The following is a 23,508-nucleotide window of genomic DNA, read 5'->3' as shown; positions in this document are numbered from 1 at the left end:
TTAGCGTTGGGCCGACCCTATGGGCAAAACAAAGACCGAAAGCATCCCCGCGGATGTTTATATCCAATTTGTGCGGTCGTTGTTCGACAACGCGCACATGTTGTTGATCGGTGGCGCGTGCTACTGGATCCTCGGATTCATGATCTATCTGCGCACCCACAATCCCCTGTTCCTGGCGTTTTCTTTTGCCCTGCTTTCCGTCAGCCTTATCCGTTACTTCGGCATTCGCGGCTTCCTGAGGACAGGCGGCGCGATTGCCGATGTCGAACACGCGCAGCGGTTGGAGCGCAGCTACATCCTGAAGGGCTGCCTTCAGGGTCTCGGATTGGGCGCGCTGTGTTTCGTGTCGATCTACATATATCCCGAACCGTTCGCCGAGCTCGCGGCAATGTCGCTCACGCTGGCGACCCTGGTCACCGTTGTCGCCCGCAACTATGGGTCGCCGCGCATGGTGCGGATCTTTTCCGTGACCTTCATCGGTCCGGCGGCTCTCGCGCTCCTGCTGCGCATGGACGCGCCCTCCGTCGTCCTCGGCCTGATGATCATCCCGATGACGTTCATCACCATCACCGGCGCCGATCATGTCCGCAACGTGCTGTTCTCGGCGGTCATCGGCCACAAGCAGGCGAGAAACCTGACGCGCAGGTTCGACCGCGCGCTCAACACGATGTCGCACGGCCTGGTCATGCTCGGCCCCGACGGGCGCGTCGCCGTCGCCAATGCCGAGGCCGCCCATCTGATGTCGCTGAAATCGGCCGACGCGCTGCTCGGGCGCTCGATCCACGGCCTTCTGATGCGCGGCGTCGCCGGCGGCATGCTGGCACCGAAGGATTGCCGCTACATCGAGGCGCAGCTGACGCGCGCCTTGCGCGAGGGCCGGGACCGCAAGGTGCTCGTGTCGCTCGCCAATGGCCAGCACTACGAGTTCTCCGCGCGCGAAGGCAGCCAGGAACTCGGCGTCATCACCTTCGAGGACGTCACGGCCCGGGTCGAGGCGGAGGAAAAGATCCGCTTCATGGCGCGCTACGACAACCTCACCGGCCTGCCGAACCGTGCCTACTTCCACGAGCTGGTCGGCGAAGCCATGGCGTCCGGCGACCGCGACCGGCTCTGCGGCTTGGCGGTGCTCGACCTCGATGATTTCAAGAGCGTCAACGACACGCTCGGCCACCCGGTCGGCGACGGTCTGATCTACGCCGTAGCCGAGCGCCTGGCAGCGGTCGCCGGGCCGGGCATCAATGTCAGCCGCTTCGGCGGCGACGAATTCATGATCTATTTCGACCGCATCGAGGATGAGAGCCATCTCAGCAGCCTGCTCGACGAGATCTTCGCCGGCCTGCAGGGCGAAGTCGACGTCGCCGGTCACGGCCTGCGCATCCAGACCAGTGGCGGCGCGGTGTTGTCCGTGGTCAAGGACACCGACGTCGACGGCATGATCGTCAAGGCGGACCTCGCGCTCTACAAAGCCAAGGAGCTCGGCAAGAACAGCTGGCGGCTGTTCGAGGCATCGATGGACGCCGCCTTCCGCAATCGCCAGCTGATGAAGGCCGATCTGCGCAGCGCCGTGCAAGCCAAGGAGTTGCGCGTCGTCTACCAGCCGATCGTGTCGATGAGCACCATGCGCATCGCCAGCTGCGAGGCGCTCTGCCGCTGGGATCATCCCGATCTCGGCCCGATTTCGCCGGGCGTCTTCATTCCGCTGGCCGAGGAGATGGGCATCATCTCCGAGATCAGCTCTTTCGTGCTGCAGGCGGCCTGCGCCGAATGCGCCAAATGGCCGGCCCAGACCAGCGTTTCGATCAACCTGTCGGCCAAGGACTTCCGCAACCGCGACGTCGTGCAGAAGGTGCGTGATGCGCTGGCGGCGTCGGGCCTTGCGCCGCACCGGCTCGAGATCGAGGTGACGGAGACTGCCCTGCTCGACGACAAATCACTGACCCGCGAGCTGATCGAAGAGCTGAAAGCGCTGGGCGTCCGCATCGCGCTCGACGACTTCGGCACCGGCTATTCCAGCCTCAGCTACCTGCACAAGCTGCCGCTCGACAAGATCAAGATTGATCGCTCCTTCCTGATCGACGTGACCCAGAGCCCCCAGTCGCTCGATCTTCTGAAGGGTATCGTCGGCTTGACCCGGACGCTGGGCCTGGTCGTCACGATCGAAGGGGTGGAGACTTTCGAGCAGCTGAAGATATTGGTGCGTTCGGTCAAGCCAGACCTCGTGCAAGGCTTCCTGTTCGGCGCCGCGCTCAGCGCGTCCGGCATCGAGACGATGTCGAACGTCACCTGGCCATTCGCCGCGGACCTGCGCCTCGCCCCCAGACGGTCGGCCAGATAGGGAATTTCATCATTCAGGATTAAGAATGCGCGTTGCGTTGGCTACGCAGCAATTTTCGTCCAATCGGACAGTTTTTACCCGATTGTTCAGGATCAAAAGCTCACATTTGTTTTCTCTAAGCAATTCAATACGGCAAAGTATTTTGGTTTGATGCCCTATATTACCGGTAGCTGCGGCAGCCAAGTCCTTTCAGCTCTGGCATCTGTGAACTCCTTGACATCGGATGCGTGCCAAGGTCCGAGTGTGCGGTCGACTTTTCCGCCCAACCCTTTCCGGCGCATTGTTAAGGTTAACGGAAGGTAAACCAGCAGTATCGAATTTTCGGCTTGTGTCTCATTTTGACTCGAATAGCCTGTTTACAGGCGGATACGAGGACTTGAGGATGGATGCTGCAAGAAACGATGCGCAGGCTGACGCCGGCGCAAATGCTGGCTCGGCGCTGAATCGTTCGATCATGCAATTGCTGGAGCATGTCGATTATCGTTTGATCACGGGGGGCGAGGATCTGGAGGCGATCTACCGCCTTCGCTATCAGTCCTACCTGCGCTCAGGCATGTGCGGCCCGATCGCCAGCGGGATGTTCGAGGATCGCTGGGACAACCTGCCGAATTCCTACCGGTTCGGCGTCTATTTCGATGGCCACTTGGTCAGCACGCTGCGGCTCCATTACATTTCCCGCGAGCACCCCTATTCGCCCTCTGTCGACGCCTATCCGGAAATCTTGGCAGAGCGGCTTGCCCGCGGAGAAACCTTCATAGACGGAACCCGGTTCGCAACCGACGCGGATAGCGCGCCCGCGCCCGGAGTCCTGCCTTTCCTGACGCTGAGGCTCGGCATGGTGGCTTCCAGCTATTTTGGCCAGACGGCCGTGCTGACGCCGGTCAAGGTCGAACATTCCGCCTACTACGCCCGCATCTTCCATGCCGTGCAGCGGACAGAAGGCAAGGTGTTTCCGGGTGTCCTTGCGCCGATCGCCTTGTTCGAGATCCCCTGCGGTGAAAACTTGCGCCAGACGCTCGACCGCTTCCCGTTCTTCAAGTCGACGCCGGTGGAGCAGCGGATGATGTTCGCCAATCCGGCCATCAACCGGCTCACCCCTCTGTCGATCGTACCGACGGCCAAATACTATCGCGATGCCGCCTGAACGGGCGTCCTTCCGCGCCTCGTGAACCTTCCCCGCGGCTCCCGCGTTACGAGTACCGGCGTCACTGATCATCGACGGCGCCGCATTCTTGCCCCAGGCTTGTCGCCGGCTCAAATCGGGTTTTTCACGGGAAGGAGTACGATTATGACCATCCACTCGCTTGCGCTCACGCCCCTGATCTCGCTGATCGCCGGCATATTGATCCTGGTGATGCCGCGCCTGCTCAACTACATCGTCGCGCTCTATCTGATCGCGGTCGGCCTGCTCGGCCTGTTTCCGCACCTCGCCGCCTAATGTATCTCGCCCGGAACTGTGCAGCGGTTCTGGGCAACGGCACCCATCAAAAAGAGCTTTGAAGCGTCTCGCCTGAATCCGATTCAGCGCGACGCGCTTTAAAGATCCACGACGCCCCTCGCCACGGCGAGAGCCTCCCATCGCAATTTTAGCTTCCGCCCATTTCAACTTTCGTTTGAGGCTGTTGTCGCGGGCCGTGCGGCAATAGCGCCATTGCTCTTGCTCGGGCTTTTCGCTATGTGCCTCGAAGGCATTTTCGAAGGGGTATTCCTATGGCTGATCACACGCCGACCGGTCCTGTCGAACTGGGCGCGCAGATGGACTATGCCGAGCATGATCGTACCTACAACGCATTCCTGGCGCTCGCCAAATACGGCTCGCTCGTCTGCGCCGCCATTCTGCTGGCCATGGCCTTCGGCTTCTTCGCGGGCGGCTTCTTCTCGGCGACCATCCTGTTCATCGTGATCATGGCCGTCGGCTATTTCATTCTGCGGTAGACTTTCCAAGCCATTGCGTTCGACGTTCCGCCGGAGGTCCCGGCCGACGCCTTGCGCAGCAAGGTTCCAGCCGAAAGGATCATGCGGTGGGGCAGACGGTATTCATCCCTCGTGAGCTTGACGCGAACGAGCCGCGAGTCGCGGCCTCGCCCGAGACGGTGAAACGGCTGGCGGGCCTGGGCTTCGAGGTGATCGTCGAGAAGGGCGCCGGTCTCGGCTCGCGCATTACCGATCAGGAATTTGCCGCCGCCGGCGGCACGATTGGAACTGCCGGGGACGCCAAGAACGCCGATGTGGTGCTGAAGGTGCGCCGGCCGACCGATGCCGAGCTCAAGGGCTACAAATCGGGCGCGGCCGTCATCGCCATCATGGATCCTTACGGCAACGATGCGGCGCTGGCCGCGATGGCCAAGGCCGGCATCACCGCCTTCTCGATGGAGTTCATGCCGCGCATCACCCGCGCGCAGGTGATGGACGTGCTTTCCTCGCAGGCCAATCTTGCCGGCTACCAGGCGGTGGTCGATGCGGCGGCCGAATATGACCGCGCGCTGCCGATGATGATGACGGCGGCGGGCACGGTGCCGGCAGCAAAAACCTTCATCATGGGCGTCGGCGTCGCCGGTCTGCAGGCGATCGCCACAGCGCGCCGTCTCGGCGCCGTCGTCACCGCCACCGACGTGCGCCCCGCGGTGAAGGAGCAGGTGCAGTCGCTCGGCGCAAAGTTCCTGGCGGTCGAGGACGAGGAGTTCAAGGCGGCGGAGACCGCCGGCGGCTACGCCAAGGAAATGTCAAAGGAATATCAGGCCAAGCAGGCGGCACTGACCGCAGAGCACATCGCCAAGCAGGATATCGTCATCACCACGGCGCTGATCCCTGGACGTCCGGCGCCGAAGCTGGTGTCGGCCGCCATGGTCGCCTCGATGAAGCCGGGCTCGGTGATCGTCGACCTCGCCGTCGAACGCGGCGGCAATGTCGAAGGCGCGGTGCCAGGCAGGGTCGTGACGACGGAAAACGGCGTCAAGATCGTCGGCCATCTCAATGTGCCCGGTCGTGTCGCTGCATCCGCTTCGCTTCTCTACGCCAAGAACCTCTACGCCTTCCTCGAGACAATGGTCGAGAAGGCGACGAAGACCCTTGCCATCAAGCGCGATGACGAGCTGGTCAAGGCGACGATGCTGACCGATGCCGGCCAAATCGTGCACCCCAGTTTCGCCAAGGCCGCCGGGCAGCCGCGCACCGAGCCCGCTGCGATCCCGGCCACGGTCCTGGTCGCGGATGCCGCCGACAAGAAACCGGCGCCCAGGAGGAGGGCCGCAGCCAAGTCACCCTCGCCTAAGCCAGAAGGGACCGCGTGATGGAACAGCTGCAGAAAGCCCTCGACCAGCTCGATCAGGCGACGGCTGCCGTACGCCTCGCGGTGCAGGATCTGGCCAATGCGCCCGCCGGCGCCGAGGCTGCCGGCAACGCGGCGCACGCGCTCTCGGGCGGCGCCATCGATCCCTTTGTCTTCCGCTTCGCCATCTTCGTGCTGGCGATCTTCGTCGGCTATTATGTCGTCTGGTCGGTGACGCCGGCGCTGCACACGCCGCTGATGGCCGTCACCAACGCCATCTCCTCGGTCATCGTCGTCGGCGCGCTGCTCGCCGTCGGCATCGCGGCCTCCGGCCTTGCCGCGGGCTTCGGCTTCATCGCCCTGGTGCTGGTGTCGGTCAACATCTTCGGCGGCTTCCTCGTCACCCAGCGCATGCTCGCCATGTACAAGAAGAAGGAAAAGTGACGTGACCGTCAATCTCGCTTCCTTCCTCTATCTGGTCTCCGGCATCCTCTTCATCCTGGCGCTGCGCGGCCTGTCGCATCCGACCACCAGCCGGCAGGGCAATCTCTACGGCATGATCGGCATGGGCATTGCCATCGCCACCACGCTGGCGCTGGCGCTGCCCTCGGCTGGCCGCTTCGGCCTGATCGTGCTCGGGCTTGCCATCGGCGGCGGCGTCGGCGCCTATGTGGCGCGCCGCATCGCCATGACCTCGATGCCGCAGCTGGTCGCCGCCTTCCACTCGCTCGTCGGTTTCGCCGCCGTCATGGTGGCGGCGGCAGCAATCTACGCGCCGGAAAGTTTCGGCATCGGCACGGCCGGCGACATCCATGCCCAGGCGCTCATCGAGATGAGCCTCGGCGTCGCGATCGGTGCCATCACCTTCACCGGCTCGGTCATCGCCTTCCTCAAGCTCGACGGCCGCATGTCCGGCAAGCCGATCATGTTCGGCGGCCGCCACCTGATCAACATCGCGCTCGGCGTAGCCCTCGTGGTGCTGATCGTGCTGCTCGTCACCACCGAATCCAAGCTAATCTTCTGGCTGATCGTCGCCGCTTCGCTGGTGCTCGGCGTGCTTCTGATCATCCCGATCGGCGGCGCCGACATGCCGGTCGTGGTGTCGATGCTGAATTCCTATTCCGGTTGGGCGGCAGCGGCGCTCGGCTTCACGCTCGGCAATCTGGCGCTGATCATCACCGGTGCGCTGGTCGGTTCTTCCGGTGCGATCCTGTCCTACATCATGTGCAAGGGCATGAACCGCTCCTTCATCTCCGTCATTCTCGGCGGCTTCGGCGGCGAGACGGCTGCGGCTGCCGACGACGCCATCGAGCGCACCGTCAAGCAGGGCTCGGCCGACGACGCCGCCTATCTGATGATGAACGCGCAGAAGGTCATCATCGTGCCGGGCTATGGCATGGCGGTGGCGCAGGCCCAGCACGCGCTGCGCGAGATGGCCGACAAGCTCAAGGCCAATGGCGTCGAGGTCAAATACGCCATCCATCCGGTTGCCGGCCGCATGCCTGGCCACATGAACGTGCTGCTCGCCGAGGCCAATGTGCCCTATGACGAGGTGTTCGAGTTGGAGGATATCAACTCCGAATTCGCCCAGGCCGATGTCGCCTATGTCATCGGCGCCAACGACGTCACCAACCCGTCCGCGCGAGATGACAAGAGCAGCCCGATCTACGGCATGCCGATCCTCGACGTCGACAAGGCCCGCACCTGCCTGTTCGTCAAGCGCTCGCTGGGTTCGGGCTATGCCGGCATCGACAACACGCTGTTCTATAAGGACGGCACCATGATGCTGCTCGGCGACGCCAAGAAGATGACCGAGGAAATCGTCAAGGCCTTCGATCACTGATCCGGCTTGCCATCTCAAAGACCGAAAAGCCCGGCCGTGAGCCGGGCTTTGTCTTTCAATCACCGGATGGTTCAGTCTAGCCTTTGGACAGGAAAAGCGCCTCGTCTTCGTCGCGCTGCTTGCCGCCGAGAGCTGCGGCAGCGCTGGCGATGAATGCGCCGATGACCAACGCCAAGGCGCCGATCAGGGCAAATGAGGCCGTTGCCTTCCTGGCCGTGTCTGCCGCCTGCTTGGCCTTGGTCTTAGCCTCCTCCACCTTTGCAAGCACCGCATCGACACGGGCCTTTGCGTCGGCTTCCGGAAGGCCTGTGCGGGCAGTCACAAGCTGCGCCAGGTAGGTCTTGTCGTCGGCCGACACCTCACCGGAGGCGGCACTTGCGACCAGGATGCGAGACGCTTGCGCCGTGGTCGCCGCGTCGTTTTGCGGATTGGCGGCTGCAAGCTTGCTCGCATCCGCCGGACGGAACAGCGTGTCGACGAAATACGATGTCGCATTGTCGACCGAGGCGCCGTTGGCGTTTGCCGACGCGCCTGCCGAGGCACCCATCGCGGCGCCCGACGCGACAGTGGATGCCGCCTGCACGCCCGTCCCAACTGCAGCCGACAGGACCGAGCCGAGAACACCGGCGACAAGCAACGTGGCCAGCGCCCAGGCAAGGAAGCCGTGGGTGGTGTCGCGGAAATAGACCTCGTCAGTGTGGACGCCAACCCATTTGGTCCGCAACCGCCCGGCAAGATAACCGCCTAGGCCCGCCGACAGCCATTGCACGACGATTAACCAGGCGCCCGTGGTAGCCGCGAAGGTGGTGACCGAAGGATTCGACGCGGACCAGGGCGAAACCATCGTCAGCCCGAGTCCGGAGCCGAGCAAGGTAAGGATGAGAGTCAAAGCCGAGGCTGCGAAAGCGCCAGCGATAATCGGCCCCCAACTGACGGCGGTGGCGGAGGATTCTAGCGTACCGGGAGGATCGGTTGCCGATAGGGTGGGCTGCATCGAAGCCTCCTAGCGGGCAAAAAGCATGATGAGAATGATGATCGGAATCGGAACCCCGAGCAACCAGAGCAAGATACCGCGGCCCATCGAAACCTCCTGAAACAAGTTGTGATCGATCTGTCACAATGTTTCAGGCGACCTTCTGTTCCGGTCGGATCACCCCATCCGCCACGGACGGCGGACCGACGGCAGGCTGGCACGGTCCTCAAATATCCAGATTGGCCACCGACAGCGCATTGTCCTGGATGAACTCGCGCCGTGGCTCCACCTCGTCGCCCATCAGCCGTGAGAACAGGCTGTCGGCGTCGGTCGCGTCGGCCACCTTGACCTGAAGCAGCGAGCGCACATTCGGATCCAGCGTGGTTTCCCAGAGCTGTTCGGCGTTCATCTCGCCAAGGCCCTTGTAGCGCTGCATGGTCAGTCCCTTGCGGCCAGCCGCGAACACCGCGTTGAGCAGCGCCAGCGGTCCGGAAAGGAGCTCGGAAGTCTCCTTGCGGCGCAGCGTCGGCTGCTCGCCATAGACTTCCGCCAGGCGCGCTGCATAGCGGTCGAGCTGGCGCGCATCGGCCGAGTTGATCAGCCCGGCATCGAGCTGGACCGCGTCCTTGACGCCGCGCACGGTGCGTTCGAAGACATACCCGCCCGACCCGTCATTGGAGGTCGACAGCCGTCCGCTCCAGCCGCGCTCGGTCTCCTCGGCGATCATGTCGAGCCGCCTGGCGACGTGTTCGGCCATGGCGGTGGCGCGGCCGAGATCGGCGAGCACGTCGGCGTTGAGCGCGCCGGCGATCGCCGCCTGCTCGACGACACTGCGGTTGTAGCGCGTGTGCAGCCCGTTGATCAGGTGCCGCACCGCCAACGCGTCGTCGACCGCGCCGCGCAGGTCCTGTCCGGTCCGCACCTCGCCGGAGGCGAGCGTCAGTGAAGCCTCTTCCAGCCCGGACTCGATCAGATATTCCTCATAGGCGCTTTCGTCCTTGAGATATTGCGAGCTCTTGCCCCGCGTCACTTTGTAGAGCGGCGGCTGGGCGATGTAGAGATGGCCGCGCTCGATCAGCTCCGGCATCTGCCGGAAGAAGAAGGTGAGCAGCAGCGTGCGGATGTGGGCGCCGTCGACGTCGGCGTCCGTCATCAGGATGATCTTGTGGTAGCGCAGCTTGTCGGCGTTGAACTCGTCCTTGCCGATCGAGGTGCCGAGCGCCGTGATCAGCGTGCCGATCATGTCGGAGCTGAGCATACGGTCGAAGCGCGCCCGCTCGACATTCAGGATCTTGCCCCGCAGCGGCAGGATCGCCTGGTTCTGGCGCGAGCGCCCGCCCTTGGCCGAGCCGCCGGCCGAGTCGCCCTCGACGATGAAGATTTCCGATTTCGCGGGATCGCGCTCTTGGCAGTCGGCAAGCTTGCCGGGCAGCGAGGTGACGCCGAGCGTGCTCTTGCGGGTTATGTCGCGCGCCTTGCGCGCGGCTTCGCGCGCGGCGGCCGCCTGGATCACCTTCTCCACCACCACCTTGCCTTCGCTTGGATGCTCTTCCAGCCAGGTGCCCAGCGCCTCGTTGACCAGGCTTTCCACCACCGGCCGGACTTCGGAGGAGACCAGCTTGTCCTTGGTCTGCGAGGAGAATTTCGGATCCGGAACCTTGACCGACAGAACGGCCGTCAGGCCTTCGCGGCAGTCGTCGCCGGTGAGCGAAACCTTTTCCTTCTTGGTCTGGCCGGAAGACTCGCCATAGCCGGTGATCTGCCTGGTCAGCGCGGCGCGGAAGCCGGCCAGATGCGTGCCGCCGTCGCGCTGCGGGATGTTGTTGGTGAAGGCCAGCACGTTCTCGTGATAGCTGTCGTTCCACCACATCGCCACCTCGACGGTGATGCCGTCGCGCTCGGCGCGAATGGCGATCGGCTTCTCGATCAGCGGCTTCTTCACCCGGTCGAGATATTTCACGAACTCCTCTAGGCCGCCGTCATAATGCAACTCGTGGCGCACGAGGTCGGCATGGCGCGCGTCGGTCAGCACGATGCGCACGCCGGAATTGAGGAAGGCGAGCTCGCGCAGCCGGTGCTCGAGCGTGTTGTAGTCGAACTCGACCATGGTGAAGGTTTCGGCCGACGGGAAGAAGGTGATCTCGCTGCCGCTGCGGCCTTCATAGGTCCCCGGTCGCTTGTCCTGCTCGTAGGTGCCGGTCACCTTCAGCGGAGCGTCGGCATTGCCGTGCGTGAAGCTCATCTCGAAGATTTCGCCGTTGCGACGGATCTTGAGCTTGAGCCATGCCGAAAGAGCGTTGACCACCGAGACGCCGACGCCGTGCAGGCCGCCCGAAACCTTGTAGGAGTTCTGGTCGAATTTGCCGCCGGCATGCAGCTGGGTCATGATCACTTCGGCCGCCGAGACGCCCTCGCTGGGATGGATATCGGTCGGAATCCCGCGGCCATTGTCGATGACGGTCACCGAGCCGTCGGGGTTGAGCGTCACCGAGACGAGGTCGGCATGCCCGGCCAGCGCCTCGTCGATGGCGTTGTCCACCACCTCATAGACCATGTGATGCAGGCCCGAGCCGTCGTCGGTGTCGCCGATATACATGCCCGGCCGCTTGCGGACAGCGTCCAACCCCTTCAAAACCTTGATGGAATCGGCGCCATACTCGGCTTCCGCGCCAATGGCGCTTTCGGTCTGATCGCTCATAAATACCTGTCTGATTGATGTCGCTGATCCGGCGCGGAAAAATGGTCCCGAATCGCGCCGTTTTGATGTCCTAGATATAGGCGCAAATGGCCGTTTTTCCAAGGTTTGCAGGCGTTTTGCCGGCTTGGCGAGCGGCCGTTGGCAGGCCGGGCGCGATACACCGGGAAGCGCGGTGCGGGCAGCGGGCTATGCCGGCGCGAAAGCCGCGCCCGAGCGCGGCCTTGCGACAGTCACATCGGGGCGTCTGCTATTCCGCCCGGAGGCCGGCGCGCAGCGCCTTCAGCGCCTCGCTCCAGCGGAACAACTCGTCCAGCATGGCCTTGGCGCCGCCCAGCACCTGCTCGCTCGGATGATACGCGCCCTCCTTGTCGAGCAAGGTCCTGTAGGAAGGCAGCGCCACGCCTTCCGGGATCGGCATGACGCCGACCGAGGTCAGCAGCGGCTTCAGCGCCTGTGCCGCGCGCAGGCCGCCGGACACCCCGCCATAGCTGAAGATGGCGGCGGGCTTGTAGCGCCACTCCTTGAGCAGATAGTCGACGGCGTTAACAATCGCCGGAGCGGCGAAATAATTGTATTCCGGCGCCACGAACACGAAGGCGTCGGCGGCGTCGATCGCCGTCGACCAGGCCTTGGTGTGGTCGTTCCCGTATTTGCGCAGGCGCGGATGATGCGGCTCGTCGAGCAGCGGCAGCTTGAAGGTGGCAATGTCGGCGAGCGCCGGCTCGAACTTGCCGTGCTCGCGCGCGAACCCCTCCAGCCACTCGGCGAAGATCGGTCCGGCGCGTCCCGGTCGCGTGCTGCCGATGATGATGCTCAACTGGTGCTTCACGGGTGGCTCCTCGATTGACGGTATCCGTTGGCGACTAAAGGAACCGGTCACCGTCAACAAGCAGCCATCGAAGGGCGCCGTTCACATTCAGGCGAGGCGGTCTCTCCATGGGCTTTCCGTTCGGTCACATGGACGCCCGCTTTGCCGCGCATTACATTTGCCGCCGTAGCGGAGCATCCGATGGACACAAAGCCCGCCCCCTTCGTGCCGCCTGCGCCGAAGCCGCGCACCCAGCCGCCCTCGACGCTGGAGATGATGCGCATCGTCTACCGCAACCCGCTCGAGCTGTGGGGCGAGCATACCTACAACGAGCCCTGGATCTCGGTGACCGGTATCGGCGGGCCGCTGGTCATCGCCAACGATCCCGGCCTCATCCGCCACGTGCTGATCGACAACGCCAGGAACTACAAGATGGCGACGGTGCGCCAGCTGATCCTGCGCCCGATCCTGCGAGACGGCTTGCTCACCGCCGAGGGCGAGGTGTGGAAGCGCTCCCGCAAGGCGATGGCGCCGGTGTTCACGCCGCGCCACATCTTCGGTTTCGCCGAGCCGATGCTGAAGCGCACGCTGGAATTCGCCACCCGCTACGAGGTCGGCGGTACGACCGACGTCGCCCGCGACATGACGATGCTCACCTATGATATCCTGGCCGAGACGCTGTTTTCGGGCGAGATCGCCGGCGAGCCCGGCAGCTTCGCCAAGGAGATCGACCGCCTGTTCGAGACCATGGGCCGGGTCGATCCGCTCGACCTGTTGCGCGCGCCACAATGGCTGCCGCGGCTGACGCGCATCCGCGGCCGCAAGACCATGGCCTATTTCCGCAACATCGTTGCCAACACGGTGAAAATGCGCGAGCAGCGGCTGAAGCGCGATCCCGACGGCGTGCCGCAGGATTTCCTGACGCTACTCCTGAAAGCCGAGGGGCCGGACGGCCTGACCCGCGCCGAAGTCGAGGACAACATCATCACCTTCATCGGCGCCGGGCACGAGACCACGGCGCGCGCGCTCGGCTGGACGATCTACTGTCTCGCCGAAGCGCCCTGGGAGCGCGACAAGGTCGAGCAGGAGATCGATGCGGTACTGGCGCGCGAGCCCGATCCGACAAGATGGCTGGACGCCATGCCGCTCACCCGCGCCGCCTTCGAGGAAGCGCTGAGGCTTTATCCGCCGGCGCCCTCGATCAATCGCGAGCCGATCGAGCCGGAGACCTGGAACGGCCTCTATATCCCGAGATACGCCGCCGTGCTGGTGATGCCCTGGGTGGTGCATCGCCATCGCAAGCTATGGGACAGGCCGGACGCCTTCATGCCGGAGCGCTTCCATCCGGAGAACCGCGAACGGATCGACCGCTTCCAGTATCTGCCTTTCGGCGCCGGGCCGCGCGTCTGCATCGGCGCCAGCTTCGCCATGCAGGAGGCGATCATTGCTTTGGCCATCCTGTTGTCGCGCTTCCGTTTCGACGTAACGTCACAAACTCGGCCATGGCCGGTGCAGAAGCTGACCACGCAGCCGCAGGGCGGCCTGCCGATGCAGATTTCCCGCCGCGCCTGATTGGAACGGGTCCCGATCGGGAACAGTCTACCGGTCGGCGATCGGCCGGCGCTGCTGGAACTGGCCGGCGGCGCGGAAGCGCCAGAGATAGCTCGGCAGGATCGCGGCGATCGCCTGCGGCTGGATGCCGAGGCCATTGATCGTTCTGTTCGCCTGGGCGGCGGCTTCGGAGACGACGTTGTGCTCGCGCAGCTGCAGCACCTGGTCCTTGGTCAGCAGCGGATTGGGCAACAGCTGCAGGATCGAGGCTTGGATATTGGCCACCCACCACGGCACCGGCACCAGGAGGCGTCTGCGGTCGATAACGGCGAGCAGCTCCTGCATGCATTCCTTGAAGGTCAACACCTGCGGGCCGCCGAGCTCATAGGTCTGGCCACGCTCGACCTTGCCGTCGACCGAGCGTGCCACCGCCTCGGCGACGTCGCCGACATAGATCGGCTGGAATTTCGTCTCCCCGCCGCCGATCAGCGGCAGCACGGGCGAGAAGCGCGCCATGTTGGCGAAGCGGTTGAAGAAGGCGTCCTCGGGTCCGAAATTGATCGAGGGCCGCAAGACGACGGCGTCGGGCACCGTCTCGAACACTGCTTTCTCGCCGAGAGCCTTGGTGCGGGCATATCCCGACGGCGAGTTGAGGTCGGCGCCGAGCGCCGATATATGGGTGAGGCCGGCGCCGACCGATCGCGCGGCCTCGGCGACGGCGCGCGCGCCGAACTCGTGCACGGAGCCGAATTTCTGCCGGCCGCTCTCATGCAGTATGGCGACGAGGTTGACGACGTGGTCGGCGCCCTGAACGGCGCGGTCGACCGACCAGCGCACGCGCACATTGGCCTGCACCGGCTGGATCTGGCCGACATTGCCGAGCGGCTGCACATGGCCGGCAAGGTCGGGTCGCCGGCAGGCGACCCGGATGCGATAGCCGCGCTTGGCGAGCGCGCGAACGACATGACGGCCGACGAATCCCGAGCCGCCGAACACGACGACGAGCTTGGGGGTCTGCAGGATTTCGGTCATGGCTGGCTCCGCGCGCAAAAGCTTGGCTGAGCCGCTTCTTAATCCGTTTCGCGTCAAAGGCAAAGAGCGACCGGAGGTCGCCGCCGCCTTGTTTTTGAGTAATTCCAGGAAAGTGTGGAGCGGTTTTCCGTGCCGAATTGCGTCAGGGTAAAAGCCGCTCAGAACGCCCGGCCGATGCGCGCGTCGAGCGAATGCCGGTTGCCGCCGCGGATGACGAAGAAGGCGAGGATTGCCGCCCAGAGCAGCGATTTTTCCGCGCCCGAAAAGCCCTGGCCCATGGTGACCCAGTGGAACCATACCGTGACCAGAAGCACGATCAAGCCGGCGAAAGCGGCCGGGCGGGTGACGAGGCCGATGGCAATCAAAATGCCGCCGAAGAATTCGGTGCAGGCGAGCAGCGGCGACCAGAAGACGCCAGGATAGAAGCCCAGACCTTCGACCATTTTCGTGGCGCCAAACGGATTGACGATCTTCTGCGAGCCATGAATGGCGAGGAAGGCCCCGGCAACGGCGCGCAACAGCGTTTCGGCCGCATTGTTCAGCGTCGCATAGAGTCCGCCTAGGGCCGGAACGATAAGCCTTGGTCTGGACGTGTCGGTGCTGGCGAACATGCGGTCTCCTTTTTGCTGATTTGACGGACGCAAAGGCGTCCACTCCGTCAAATAGGATAAACCTGACGAACTTTCGCATGTTTTATTGCCGCAGTGAGAAACAGAAAATCCCGCCGAAGCGGGGTTTCCGGGCAGTGAGCGCACCGAAACAGGGTCCAACGAGGCGGCTTGACCTGAGACCGTATCAAGGCGGCGTGAAGCAAGCACGCCCGCCCCGGACCTGGACGCCCGGCGCGACGGCCGCCAATCGCAAGCCGCGACCCAAGCCACCCTTTTGCGGCTTGCGATGTGGGGTGCCGCTGATGGGTCGCTGCCGGGCTAAGAAAGGTTCAAAGGGCGCGAAGCAAATGCGCGCCTTGTTGCCGGGCGATGCCCCGATCAGGCCGAGTAGCGTTCGGCGAATTCGGAAATGCGCTGCACGACCGCCTTCGGGATATCGACTCCACGCGCCGTCGCCTTTTCAGCGGCCTCTGCCCGGGCGCGGCCGGGGATGTGCACGCCGTAGCGCCGCCGCAGCCGGTCAAGCTGGTCCTTCATGCGCTGTTCAAAATCCGGGTCGACCAATTTGGGCTCGATAGCGAGCACGAAGAGCCCGGTTCCGGGGCTGTCCGGCCCGCCTGAGAACCAGGGTGCGTCGAGCGACCAGTTGGCGCCGGAAATCCCCGCCGCCAGCACCTCGACCATAAGCGCGATGTTGGCGCCGCGCTGGCCGCCGAAGGCGAGCATCGCGCCCTTCATCGCCGCCGCCGGATCGGTGGTCGGGTTGCCGCTGGCATCGAGTGCCCAGCCCTCGGGGATCTTCCTTCCGTCTTCCGCCGCCTTGCGGATGTTGACGAAGGCGGTGGCGCTCGACGATTGGTCGATCACCAACGGCGGCCCGTCCGCGGCAGGCGCGGCAAAGGACATCGGGTTGGTGCAGTAGACCGGCTTGACCGAGCCCGAGCCTGCAAGCACCGCCGGCCCGTTGGTGGCGGCGAACGAGACCAGCCCCTGCGCTGCCAGCCGTCCGGTGAAATAGCCGAGCGCGCCGCAGGTATAGGCGTTCCTTTGCGAGAAGATGGCGACGCCGAACAGCCTCGCCGCCTTGACGAGGTCATCGATAGTGCGGTCGAAGCCGGTATGGGCAAGCCCGCCGCGCGCGTCGGAGAGGTAGACGGCCAGCGCCGGCCGGGTGACGACCGGATCGGCATCGCCGTCGATGCGGCCGTCCTCGATGGCTTCCAGATAGTCGATGAAATGCGACAGGCCGACCGCCGACAGGCCTTCTGCTTGCGCGGCGATGATCGAGGCAACCAGCGACTGCGTCACTTCTTCATTGGCGCCGGCGCCGAGCGCCGCCATGCGGCACAGCCCTGTTGCCTGGTCGAGAGTGAGTTGCATCGGAGCCGTCCTGAGGAAGTAGGGGAGTAAGGGAATAAGGGAGTAGGGGGAAATTGTGGAGCAAATAGCGAATGGGGATGGAAATGTGAACGCGGATCGTGGCTGAACACTCCCCTATTCCCCTATTCCCCTACTAACCGATCTTGACCGGAATCCGGGCCTCGATGCGGCTGAAGATGACAACCAGGATGCCGGTGATGGTCATGTAGATCAGCGCCAGCAGCAGCAAGGGCTCGTAGGTGAGATAAGTGTCCTGCCGCACCTTGGACGAGACGGCGAAGATATCGATGACGCTGATCGTCGCCACCAGCGGCGTCGACTTGAGCTGCAGCACGGTTTCGCCGGTCAGTGTCGGCAGCGCACGGAAGAAGGCCTGCGGCAGCCAGATGCGGCGGAAGATCTTGAAGCGGCTCATGCCGAAGGCGCGCGCGGCTTCCAGCTGCCCTTTCGGCACGCCGGCGAAGGCGCCGCGCATCACCTCGCCTTCATAGCCGGCAAATGACAAGGTCAACGCCAACACGCCGTAGGGCCAGGCTTGCCTGAGATAGGGCCACATCCAGGACTCGCGAATCCATGGATATTGCGGAAAAAGCGATCCAAGCCCGTAGTAGAGCAGCCAGAGCTGCAGCAGCAGCGGCGTGCCGCGAATGATGGTGCAGAAGATCTTGGCCGGTGCGGCGAGCCAGAACGGCCCACCGGCCTGCGCCAGCCCAAGCGGTACGGCCAGTATAAAGCCCAGCGCGCAGGTCACGACGAGGATCCACAGCGACCGCCAGATGCCGAGCAGCCCCATCTGCCAATATTGCGGCAGCCAGTCCCAGCGCATGAAGAAGGCCGCGCAGAGGACCAATCCCAGCGCGATTAGGATCAGCACGATGCGGTGCGGCTTCAGCCAGAGCGAGGCACGCGCCGCCATGTTGATCGCGGTCGCTTCGGCCGACATCAGCGCGCCTCCTTGACGGAAGGCATGCCGCGCCGCGACCAGGCCTCGACGCGGCCGATGATCACGTTGGAAAACAGCGTCAGCGCCAGATAAAGCGCGCCGGCAGCAAGATAGAAGACCAGATAGGCCTTGGTGACGCCGGCCGCCTGACGCGTCGCCAGCGTCAGTTCGAAGAAGCCAACGACGGCAAGCAACGCGGTGTCCTTGGTGGCGATCAGCCAGAGATTGGCAAGGCCGGGAATGGCGAAAGGCAGCATTGCCGGCAATGTTATGCGCCTCAACATCAGGCCGGGCGGCATGCCATAGGCGCGGGCGGCCTCGATCTGGCCTTGTGGGATGGACAGGATGGCGCCGCGGATGACTTCCGTCGAATAGGCGCCCTGCACGACGCCAAGGACAAAGATGCCGGCGGCCAGCCCGCTGATGTCGACGCGCTGGTAACCCATCGCGGTCAGCAGCTGATTGATGAGATCGGTGCCGGCGTAATAGAGCAGCAGGATCAGCACCAGTTCCGGCACGGCGCGCACCACCGTGGTGTAGACGGCGAGCAGATCGCGCGCCACCGGTCCGCCGTAGAGCTTGCCCCAGGCGCCGCCGGTGCCGATCAAAAGGCCAAGGCAGGTGGCGCCGATGGCGATCTCGATCGAATGCAGCAATCCGACCAGCAGGGTGCCGCCCCAGCCGGGCGGCACGGGCGACAGGAGCTCGATGATGCCGGCCGCCGAGGCCGGAAGAAAGGCATTGATCAGCTTCGCCCCCGAATTGCTGGCAGCCGCCGACCGCAGCGTTCAGCGGCGGGCATGCGTGGCAAGGTTTGGGCCAAGGGGCATGGCGCTGGCCATGCCCCCAACATCAAAAGGAGGCGTCAGTTCGACTGCGTGGCGCCGCCATAGATGTCGAAGTCGAAGTATTTCTTCGAGATCTCATCGTACTTACCGTTGGCGCGGATGGCCTTGATGCCGGCGTTGATCTTTTCCTTGAGCGCGGTGTCTTCCTTGCGCACGCCGGCGCCGACGCCCGGTCCCAGCACCTCGTCGTCCGGCGCGACCATGCCCTTCAGATCGCAGCAGGCCTTGCCCTGGTCCGTCTTGAGGAATTCGCCGAGCGCGATGGAGTCGGCCTGCACCGCATCGAGACGGCCGGCGGCGAGATCGTTGTTGGCCTCGTCCTGCGTCTGGTATTCCTTGATCTCCTGCGCGCCGGTGAAGTGCTTCTTGGCGTAGACGGCATGCACGGTCGACACCTGAACGCCGATCACCTTGCCTTTAAGATCGTCCGGCGTGGCGCCGAACTTCTGATCCTTCGGTCCGATGATTGCTGTCGGCGTGTTGTAGTACTTATCCGAGAAGTCGATCGTCTTCTTGCGCTCGTCGGTGATCGACATCGAGGAGACGATGAGGTCGATCTTCTTGGTGGTGAGCGCCGGAATGATGCCGTCCCAGGCAACGGGCGTGATGACGCAGTCGAGCTTCTCCTCGGCGCAGACGGCGTCGATGAAATCGATCTCCCAGCCGACCCACTTGCCCGTCGCATCCGGCGAGGTGAACGGCGGGTAGGGCTCGGCGGCGACGCCGATCTTGACCTGATCGGCCTTGGCCACGCCCATCGCGGCGACGCCGAACAGCAGCGCCGCGGCGAAGGTCTTGAGAACAGTCTTCATTTCAGGACTCCCAGTTTGTTGTCGTTCCCGGTTTTCGCTCCGCTTGACGCCGGCCCTAGCCGACATTGCGGAGGAATTGCTTGAGCCTTTCGGATTTCGGCGCGCCGAACAGCTGTTCCGGCGGGCCTTCTTCCTCGACCAGCCCGTTGTAGAGGTAGACGACATGGGTCGCGACCTCGCGGGCGAATTTCATTTCATGCGTCACCAGCACCATGGTGCGCCCCTCGCGCGCCAGGTCGCCGATCACCTTCAGCACCTCGCCGACCAGTTCCGGATCGAGCGCGGAGGTCGGCTCGTCGAACAGCATGACGCGCGGATTGATCGCCAGCGCCCTGGCGATCGCGGCGCGCTGCTGCTGGCCGCCCGACAGGAATGCCGGGTAGACGTCACGCTTCTCCGCCAGCCCGACCCGGGCGAGCAGCTTCTCGGCCTGGGCGATCGCCTCGTCGCGCTTGACGCCGAGCACGTGCACCGGAACCTCGATGACGTTCTCGATCAGCGTCATGTGGCTCCACAGGTTGAAGTTTTGGAACACCATGCCGAGTCTCGAGCGGATGCGCTCGATCTGCTTGCGGTCGGCAGGAACCGTATGGCCGTGGCTGTCGGCCTTCAGCTTGATCTCCTCGCCATTGACACGGATGATGCCGCTGGTCGGGTTTTCCAGGCAGTTGATGCAGCGCAGCAGCGTCGACTTGCCGGAGCCCGAGCCGCCGATGATGGCGATCACCTCGCCGTCGCGCGCCGACAGCGAAACGCCCTTCAGCACATGCAACTGGCCGAACTTCTTGTGCAGGTTCTCGACATGGATGGCTTCGGCGGCGCCGCTCTGCGCTTGGTCGGCTGGGACTGCGGCGGCTTCCACCGCGCTCACCGGGTAACCTCTATAGGGGCGACGGCAGTTCGTCGAACGTCCATCCGGCTCATCAACATACGCTGTACTGTCCCGCTCCTCACTTCAGCATGGACCCGGCAGCGCGAGCCCGTCAATCCCGTTCATTACGGCACTTGCGACCTTGTTGCGCAAGTGTATAAATAGCCGTTCATGAAATTTTTTCGGTTTTTTTCATCTCAAAAGGGCATTGATGAGCGCTTTCGGATCACAATCCATGGCGGCGCCACTGCGGCGCGTGCTCATGCGGTCGGCGGCGAACGCGATGCGCGACGCCGACAGAGCTCAATGGCACTATGGCCCCGGGTTCAACCCGGCGAAGGCAGCGTCGCAGCACGCGGCCCTTGCTGAACTGGTAGCCGCTTCCGGCGCCGAAATCGAATGGATCGAGGACAAGGCGGACGGCCTTTCGGATTCGGTGTTCACGCACGACCCATCGCTGATGACCGACCGCGGTGCGCTGATCCTGTCCATGGGCAAGCCATTGCGCGCCAGGGAGCCCTCCCTTCATGAGGAAACCTACAGAGGGCTGGGCATTCCGATCCTTGGCCGCGTCGAGGCTCCTGGCCAGGTCGAAGGCGGTGATTGCGTATGGGTGGATGCCCGCACGCTGGCGATCGGGCGCGGGGTCCGCTCCAACCAGGAAGGCATCCAGCAGGTTTCGAACCTGCTGACGCCGCTGGGAATTTCCGTCTACGGTTTTGATCTGCCGCTGTGGCAGGGGGAAGAGGCGTGCCTGCATCTGATGTCGGTGATCAGCCCGCTGGCCGACGATCTCGCGCTGGTCTATTCGCCGCTGTTGCCGGCTCCGTTCTATCAGATGCTGAAGGCGCGCGGCATCAGGCTGGTCGAAGGCGACGCCGGAGAATTCGCCGCTTCCAACGGCCTCAGCCTGAACGTGCTGCCGACCAGCCCGCACAAGGTCATTGCCGTTGCGGGCTTTCCCAAGACCAAAGCCGCGATGGAGGCCGCCGGCTGCACGGTTGAGATTTTCGAGGCGGATGCGCTCTGTATCGCCTGCGAAGGCGGGCCGACATGCCTGACGCGGCCGATCCTGCGCCGATGACGGCGCGCCGCAAGTTCCGTCGCGAGGGCGAGGAGCGGCGGCGGCAGGATCTGATCGAAGCGACTCTGGACTGCGTGGCGGAATATGGCCTGCAGGGCGCCACTTTGCGCACCATCGCATTGCGTGCCGGCGTCACCGCCGGCCTGATCCGGCACTATTTCCCCGGCAAGGAAGAATTGCTGCAGGGGGCCTATACGGCGCTGGTCGGCCGCATGACCGAGCAGGCGAAAGCGGCATTGGTCATGGAAGAGGCGTCGCCTCGTCAATGCCTTGCAGCTTTCGTCACCGCCAATCTCAGCGCGCCGATCATCGACCAGCGGGTGTTTTCGCTCTGGGCGACGTTCATCGGCCGTGCGAGCGCGGATCCGACACTCGCCCGCGCTCACCGCGAAGGCTATCTTGGCTTTCGCAACGAGGTGGAAGCGGTCGTCGCCGAGGTGCTCGCCGCCGAACAGCGCGAACCGGACGCAAGTCAGCTTCGCCGTCATGCCATCGCCATCAATGCGATCATCGACGGGCTTTGGATCGAAGGCTGCCTGGCCGGTGAGATGTTCTCGCCCGGCGAGTTGGCGGCGATTGGCATCAAGGCTGTCGAGGCCGAACTCGGCCTCGCGCCGCTGAAGCATGATCCCGAAAAGTAGGACCCGGTTTTCGGAGAAAGATCATGCTCAACAAAGGTTAGATCGGGATGGCAATTCAACGAAACGCCATCACGGTCTGGAGCAATTCCAGGAAAAGGTGAGAAGCGGTTTCCCGCCCGGGATTGCGTAACAAACTAAAGAGATAGAGCGGAGGATCACTGTTTCCGTTAAACGGTGATCCGCTCCAAAGGGAGAAAACCAATGACCACGCTCGGCGAAGCGCTCATCACCTTGCTCGAGGCGCATGGCGTCGACACCGTCTTCGGCATTCCGGGCGTGCATACGGTCGAGCTTTATCGCGGCCTGGCGCGTTCGAAGATCCGCCACATCACGCCGCGCCACGAGCAGGGCGCCGGCTTCATGGCCGACGGCTACGCCCGCGCCGGCGGCCGGCCGGGCGTGGCTTTCGTCATCACCGGACCCGGCCTCACCAACACCATCACCGCGATGGGACAGGCGCGCGCCGATTCGGTGCCGATGCTGGTGATCTCCGGTGTCAATGCCACCGATACGCTCGGCAAGGGTTTGGGCTTCCTGCACGAACTGCCGGACCAGCGCGGCATGATGGAGAAGGTGGCGCTGTCTTCTGAGCGTGTCACCGAGGCCGAGGAACTGCCGGGTGCGCTCGCCCGAGCCTTCGCCGTCTTCTCCTCGTCGCGGCCGGGTCCGGCTCACATCGAGATCCCGACAAACGTCATGGTGAAGCCCGCCGAGGGGCTCGCGCCGGTGCTCGGCAACGCCGCGCCGCCCGCTCCGGACGCGGCGGCTGTTGCCGAGGCTGCGAGGTTGATCAAGGCGGCTCGCCGTCCGCTGATTCTTGCCGGTGGCGGTGCCAAGAAAGCCGACGCGGCGCTGACGCGTTTCGCCGAAGCGCTCGGCGCGCCGGTGGTCGAGACCGCCAATGCGCGCGGCCTGCTGCATGGCCACCCGCTCTTGGTGCCGGCAAGCCCAAGCCTCAAGGCGGTGCGCGCGATGATGGCGGACGCCGATCTGGTGATCGCCGCCGGCACCGAATTCGGCCCCACCGACTATGACGGTTATGGCGATGGCGGCTTCGTGCTGCCGCCGAGCCTCATCCGCATCGATATCGGCGCCGACCAACTCGCGCGCCGTCCGGTGACGGTTGGCATCCACGCCGATTGTGCCGAGGCGCTTTCTGCCCTGCTGGCTGCACTCGGCGCCGCTCATGTCGCCGCGAAAGAGGGCGAAGCCCGCGCTGCCGCAGGGCGAGAGGCCGCGCTGGCGGAGCTGCGGCCGGACTACCTGGCGCAGCTGCGCGCGGTGGAGACGATCCGTGACGCGCTGCCCGGCGCCATCATCGTCGGCGACTCGACGCAACCGATCTACGCCGCCAACCTCTATTACGACCACGACCGTCCGGCCGGCTGGTTCAATGCCGCGACCGGTTTCGGCGCGCTGGGCTACGGTCCGCCGGCGGCGATCGGTGCCGCCCTTGCCGTGCCCGAAGCGCCGGTCGTGTGCCTCACCGGCGACGGCGGCTTCCAGTTCACCTTGCCGGAGCTCGGCGCGGCGCTCGACGCCGAGGCGCCGGTGATCTTCGTCGTCTGGAACAATCGCGGCTATCGCGAGATCGAGACCTCGATGCTTGATGCCGGCGTCGAGCCGGTCGGCGTGTCGCCGGCACCGCCGGATTTCTGCAAGCTCGCCGAGGCCTACGGCATCGAAGCCGAGCGGCTAACAGGGGTCGGTGACCTGGCCGGTGCGCTGAAGCGCGCGCGGGCGGGCGGCAAGCCGCGGGTTATAGAAATCACCTTCGATTGAGGCTCCTGGCGATCGTCCCATCCGGCCG

The 23,508-nt window shown here is 64.4% G+C and carries 21 protein-coding genes; 11 read left to right on the top strand and 10 right to left on the bottom strand.

Annotated features, from left to right (window positions below):
• Positions 1-19 precede the first annotated feature (19 nt).
• The 7 genes from P9217_RS09310 (at position 20) to P9217_RS09280 (ending at position 7,446) form a co-directional block, all read left to right on the top strand.
• The gene (locus P9217_RS09310) at positions 20-2,335 is read left to right on the top strand and encodes an EAL domain-containing protein (RefSeq protein WP_067003356.1); all 2,316 of its coding nucleotides are present in this window, start codon (positions 20-22) and stop codon (positions 2,333-2,335) included.
• 223 nt (positions 2,336-2,558) lie between these two features.
• Positions 2,559-3,479 (top strand): hypothetical protein, encoded by a 921-nt coding sequence (locus tag P9217_RS09305; RefSeq protein ID WP_245322337.1) that lies wholly within the window; start codon positions 2,559-2,561, stop codon positions 3,477-3,479.
• Between the two features lie 144 nt (positions 3,480-3,623).
• Positions 3,624-3,773 carry a DUF3096 domain-containing protein gene (locus tag P9217_RS09300; RefSeq protein ID WP_095824351.1) on the top strand — a complete coding sequence of 50 codons (150 nt, stop codon included), beginning with the start codon at positions 3,624-3,626 and terminating at the stop codon, positions 3,771-3,773.
• A 272-nt stretch (positions 3,774-4,045) separates the two neighbouring features.
• The gene (locus P9217_RS09295; RefSeq protein WP_095799174.1) at positions 4,046-4,270 is read left to right on the top strand and encodes an aa3-type cytochrome c oxidase subunit IV; all 225 of its coding nucleotides are present in this window, start codon (positions 4,046-4,048) and stop codon (positions 4,268-4,270) included.
• Positions 4,271-4,356: 86 nt separating this feature from the next.
• A complete protein-coding gene (locus tag P9217_RS09290; RefSeq protein WP_278086153.1) occupies positions 4,357-5,625 on the top strand; it encodes a Re/Si-specific NAD(P)(+) transhydrogenase subunit alpha in 1,269 nt (422 codons plus the stop codon).
• Positions 5,625-6,047, top strand: a complete 423-nt coding sequence (locus P9217_RS09285) for a proton-translocating transhydrogenase family protein (protein WP_067003367.1) — start codon at positions 5,625-5,627, stop codon at positions 6,045-6,047. The genes P9217_RS09290 and P9217_RS09285 overlap by 1 nt, the downstream gene beginning before the upstream one ends.
• 1 nt (position 6,048) lies before the next feature.
• Positions 6,049-7,446, top strand: a complete 1,398-nt coding sequence (locus P9217_RS09280; protein ID WP_278086154.1) for an NAD(P)(+) transhydrogenase (Re/Si-specific) subunit beta — start codon at positions 6,049-6,051, stop codon at positions 7,444-7,446.
• A 76-nt stretch (positions 7,447-7,522) separates the two neighbouring features.
• Here P9217_RS09280 and P9217_RS09275 read toward each other — a convergent pair whose 3' ends face one another.
• The 3 genes from P9217_RS09275 to P9217_RS09265 all read right to left on the bottom strand — a co-directional run bounded on the left by P9217_RS09275 (position 7,523) and on the right by P9217_RS09265 (position 11,946).
• Positions 7,523-8,440, bottom strand: a complete 918-nt coding sequence (locus tag P9217_RS09275) for a hypothetical protein (RefSeq protein WP_278086155.1) — start codon at positions 8,438-8,440, stop codon at positions 7,523-7,525.
• A gap of 205 nt (positions 8,441-8,645) precedes the next feature.
• Entirely contained in the window at positions 8,646-11,117 is a 2,472-nt protein-coding gene (gyrB, locus tag P9217_RS09270) for a DNA topoisomerase (ATP-hydrolyzing) subunit B (protein ID WP_127247793.1), read from the bottom strand.
• A gap of 247 nt (positions 11,118-11,364) precedes the next feature.
• Positions 11,365-11,946 carry an NADPH-dependent FMN reductase gene (locus tag P9217_RS09265; protein WP_278086156.1) on the bottom strand — a complete coding sequence of 194 codons (582 nt, stop codon included), beginning with the start codon at positions 11,944-11,946 and terminating at the stop codon, positions 11,365-11,367.
• A gap of 180 nt (positions 11,947-12,126) precedes the next feature.
• Between P9217_RS09265 and P9217_RS09260 the strand changes: the two genes are divergently transcribed.
• Positions 12,127-13,497, top strand: coding sequence for a cytochrome P450 (locus P9217_RS09260; RefSeq protein WP_278086157.1), 1,371 nt, complete (start codon positions 12,127-12,129; stop codon positions 13,495-13,497).
• A 27-nt stretch (positions 13,498-13,524) separates the two neighbouring features.
• Here the strand turns inward: P9217_RS09260 and P9217_RS09255 are convergent, their stop codons facing one another.
• The 7 genes from P9217_RS09255 to P9217_RS09225 all read right to left on the bottom strand — a co-directional run bounded on the left by P9217_RS09255 (position 13,525) and on the right by P9217_RS09225 (position 19,973).
• Entirely contained in the window at positions 13,525-14,508 is a 984-nt protein-coding gene (locus tag P9217_RS09255; protein WP_278086158.1) for a complex I NDUFA9 subunit family protein, read from the bottom strand.
• Positions 14,509-14,666: 158 nt separating this feature from the next.
• Positions 14,667-15,119, bottom strand: a complete 453-nt coding sequence (locus tag P9217_RS09250) for a DoxX family protein (protein ID WP_278086159.1) — start codon at positions 15,117-15,119, stop codon at positions 14,667-14,669.
• Positions 15,120-15,497: 378 nt separating this feature from the next.
• On the bottom strand, positions 15,498-16,499 hold the full coding sequence (locus P9217_RS09245; protein WP_067324184.1) for an Ldh family oxidoreductase: 1,002 nt from the start codon (positions 16,497-16,499) through the stop codon (positions 15,498-15,500).
• Between the two features lie 133 nt (positions 16,500-16,632).
• Positions 16,633-17,442 (bottom strand): ABC transporter permease, encoded by an 810-nt coding sequence (locus P9217_RS09240; protein ID WP_278086160.1) that lies wholly within the window; start codon positions 17,440-17,442, stop codon positions 16,633-16,635.
• Positions 17,442-18,107 (bottom strand): ABC transporter permease subunit, encoded by a 666-nt coding sequence (locus P9217_RS09235; RefSeq protein WP_127216003.1) that lies wholly within the window; start codon positions 18,105-18,107, stop codon positions 17,442-17,444. Before P9217_RS09235 ends, P9217_RS09240 begins: the two co-directional genes overlap by 1 nt.
• Before the next feature lie 200 nt (positions 18,108-18,307).
• The gene (locus P9217_RS09230) at positions 18,308-19,102 is read right to left on the bottom strand and encodes a transporter substrate-binding domain-containing protein (protein WP_067324186.1); all 795 of its coding nucleotides are present in this window, start codon (positions 19,100-19,102) and stop codon (positions 18,308-18,310) included.
• 55 nt (positions 19,103-19,157) lie between these two features.
• Positions 19,158-19,973, bottom strand: coding sequence for an ABC transporter ATP-binding protein (locus P9217_RS09225; protein WP_278086161.1), 816 nt, complete (start codon positions 19,971-19,973; stop codon positions 19,158-19,160).
• Between the two features lie 211 nt (positions 19,974-20,184).
• Between P9217_RS09225 and P9217_RS09220 the strand changes: the two genes are divergently transcribed.
• The 3 genes from P9217_RS09220 (at position 20,185) to P9217_RS09210 (ending at position 23,480) form a co-directional block, all read left to right on the top strand.
• Positions 20,185-21,057, top strand: a complete 873-nt coding sequence (locus P9217_RS09220) for a dimethylarginine dimethylaminohydrolase family protein (protein WP_278086162.1) — start codon at positions 20,185-20,187, stop codon at positions 21,055-21,057.
• Positions 21,027-21,698, top strand: coding sequence for a TetR family transcriptional regulator C-terminal domain-containing protein (locus tag P9217_RS09215; protein WP_278086163.1), 672 nt, complete (start codon positions 21,027-21,029; stop codon positions 21,696-21,698). The genes P9217_RS09220 and P9217_RS09215 overlap by 31 nt, the downstream gene beginning before the upstream one ends.
• A gap of 201 nt (positions 21,699-21,899) precedes the next feature.
• Complete coding sequence (locus P9217_RS09210) at positions 21,900-23,480, top strand: 5-guanidino-2-oxopentanoate decarboxylase (RefSeq protein ID WP_278086164.1); 1,581 nt, start codon at positions 21,900-21,902, stop codon at positions 23,478-23,480.
• Positions 23,481-23,508 lie beyond the last annotated feature (28 nt).

Source organism: Mesorhizobium sp. WSM4989, assembly GCF_029625795.1.
Lineage (GTDB): Bacteria > Pseudomonadota > Alphaproteobacteria > Rhizobiales > Rhizobiaceae > Mesorhizobium.
The sequence above is the reverse complement of the archived record's forward strand: the minus strand, read 5'-3'. Positions and strand labels throughout refer to the sequence as shown.